Origin of the sequence: Halalkalibacterium ligniniphilum (assembly GCF_000334155.1) — a bacterium.
GTDB lineage: Bacteria > Bacillota > Bacilli > Bacillales > Bacillaceae_D > Halalkalibacterium > Halalkalibacterium ligniniphilum.
The window spans coordinates 1-2313 of sequence record NZ_ANNK01000165.1 but is presented as its reverse complement, the minus strand read 5'-3'; the positions used below and the strand labels follow the sequence as shown (position 1 = coordinate 2313).

2 protein-coding genes, 1 tRNA gene and 1 rRNA gene are annotated in these 2313 nt (G+C 39.9%); 3 read left to right on the top strand and 1 reads right to left on the bottom strand.

Annotation, left to right across the window (positions count from 1 at the left end; translation table 11 throughout):
* The first annotated feature begins 309 nt into the window (after positions 1-309).
* Complete coding sequence (locus tag BLT_RS0119970) at positions 310-1470, top strand: trans-sulfuration enzyme family protein (RefSeq protein ID WP_017729468.1); 1161 nt, start codon at positions 310-312, stop codon at positions 1468-1470.
* Here BLT_RS0119970 and BLT_RS24160 read toward each other — a convergent pair.
* Positions 1467-1622, bottom strand: coding sequence for a hypothetical protein (locus BLT_RS24160; protein ID WP_017729466.1), 156 nt, complete (start codon positions 1620-1622; stop codon positions 1467-1469). The two genes, BLT_RS0119970 and BLT_RS24160, sit on opposite strands and share 4 nt — an antisense overlap.
* Before the next feature lie 177 nt (positions 1623-1799).
* On the opposite strand from BLT_RS24160, the gene rrf reads away from it, so the two are divergent.
* Positions 1800-1915 (top strand): 5S ribosomal RNA (gene rrf, locus BLT_RS0119960).
* A gap of 170 nt (positions 1916-2085) precedes the next feature.
* A tRNA-Met gene (locus BLT_RS0119955) sits at positions 2086-2159 on the top strand.
* Positions 2160-2313: the final 154 nt, after the last annotated feature.

Here is a 2313-nt window from a genome sequence, read left to right as displayed (position 1 = left end):
GCTTCCCCCTGCAAGAGTAGGACGTTGCCAAGCGTTAAAGCACAATCCGATAGGGTTGTGCTTTTTTCAGTATCAGAATTTATATTGTGTGTATTAACCGGTTATTTCTAAATATTTTAAAAGTGAGTGCTCACCTCGGCTTGAACGATACAGTTGCCATCAGATTAATCATTGTAAACTAATTCAAAAGAGACTATAAAAAGTTAAGATATCCCTTGTCTCTATAATAATAGCTCATGTACAATCAAGAGAAGCATAATGGTACAAGCGTTATAAACTTATATGCATAGAAGAAAAGGTGGAGTGGAGATGGGAGAGAAGAGATTTAACTTTAACACAAAAGCAGTTCATTTTTCAGAAAAAGATATTGCGAAAAATGTAAGTAAAGCGAAACCAATTTATCAAACATCGGCCTTTGTATTTTCCGACTTAAACGACATGGAAAGTTTTTATCAAGGAGAAAAAGAATATCTTTATACGCGCTATAGCAATCCTAATACAGATGATTTGGCAAAAGGTGTAGCTCAGCTTGAAAATGCAGAGGATGGTGTTTCGACTTCATCAGGTATGTCGGCCATTCTAGCTGGGATATTAGCAGTTGTAAAACCAGGGGAGAGTATTATTGCATCAAATGATTTGTACGGGGGGACATACCAGCTTTTTGCAGACGAACTCCCTAATTTTGGCATTAATGTTCGCTTTGTTTCCTTTGAAAATCTTAATGATGTAGAAGAGCAAATCGAAGAATCAACCGTCTTGCTTTATACAGAATCAATCACAAATCCTTTACTTCGTGTGGAAGAGATTGATAAAATCGTTGCCCTTGCAGCCAAATATGACTTAAAAACAATGATTGATAACACGTTTGCAACCCCTTATCTGTTAAGGCCTATCGATCTTGGAGTAGATCTTGTTGTCCACAGTGCAACAAAATATATTGGTGGACATAGTGATGTGACAGCTGGAGTCGTTGTTGGACCAAAAAATTTAATTGCAAAAGCAAAGGCGAAGGTTGTCACGCTTGGGTGTAACCTGACACCCTTTGAAGGATGGCTTGCTTGTCGGGGCTTAAAGACATTAGCGCTTCGAATGGAAAGACAATGTGAAAATGCACAAGAAGTCGCTTCTTCTTTAGCTGATAATGCTGGTGTTGATAAAGTATATTACCCGACTAATGTTTCAAAACAAGGTAATGGAGCGATTGTGACAATAAAGCTAGCGAAAGATATTAATATCGAAACGTTTTTTCAGACGCTTGCGTGGATAAAAATTGCACCAACGTTGGCTGGTGTGGAAACGACAGTATCCTACCCATTGCGCACCTCACACCGCACTGTACCTTCCGAAGTGCGTGAGTCGTTAGGAATCGACGCACAGGTAGTGAGATTGTCGATTGGAATTGAAGATGCACAGGACATCATCGACACATTGGTTGAGGCAATTGAACAATCAAAAAACGACCGCTCCTAAGAGGGGTCGTTTGGATAAAACATATTTAATGCTTGTTGTAAGATAGGAATCTGATCGGTAAAGATTATAACTGGAAGAAACAAGGTCGTCAAAAGGACAACCATAATAGATAAGCCCATAGTACGAAAAACACCAATTAATTTCTTTCCCATAAAAGAGTCCTCCCTGCAACAATGTGAATTTTTTGTGAATTTTCTTAATAGTAATCTATTTATCTGAAAATTGCAATATAAATTCCCGAAAAATTATAAAAATATTTTTGGGTAAAATTTACTTGCATCAACTTTGTAAGTGTGCTAATATATAACTTGTGGTTGTAGAACAAAAAGTTTGGTGGCGATAGCGAAGAGGTCACACCCGTTCCCATGCCGAACACGGTCGTTAAGCTCTTCAGCGCCAATGGTAGTTGGGGGCTTCCCCCTGCAAGAGTAGGACGTTGCCAAGCTATGTTTTTTATAATGAAATAAAATAATATAACGACGCGGGGTGGAGCAACGAGCGAAGCATCCGCCGAGAAAGCAGCGAGTAATCTCGACGCATGATTGCGTCAGAGTGGAAGCTGGAAGAGGAGAGGTCCTCTCCGAAGAAAAACCTCATCCATAAACTGTATAACGACGCGGGGTGGAGCAGTCTGGTAGCTCGTCGGGCTCATAACCCGAAGGTCGGCGGTTCAAATCCGTCCCCCGCAATACCAATTAAGGCGAAACCATCGAGTTTCGTTTTTTTTACGTTCAAAACTTGGGAATCACGTGAAATTTCGATAAAATAAAGATATTGTCCTTAGGGAAAGTAGTGGACCCTAAGGATTTTTTTCAAGAATGGTCCACTTGTGAGGTGAGGTTC

Coding starts and splice junctions, on each gene's coding strand:
- BLT_RS0119970 (WP_017729468.1), top strand. CDS start 310: ATGGGAGAGAAGAGATTTAACTTTAACACAAAAGCAGTTCATTTTTCA.
- BLT_RS24160 (WP_017729466.1), bottom strand. CDS start 1,622: ATGGGAAAGAAATTAATTGGTGTTTTTCGTACTATGGGCTTATCTATT.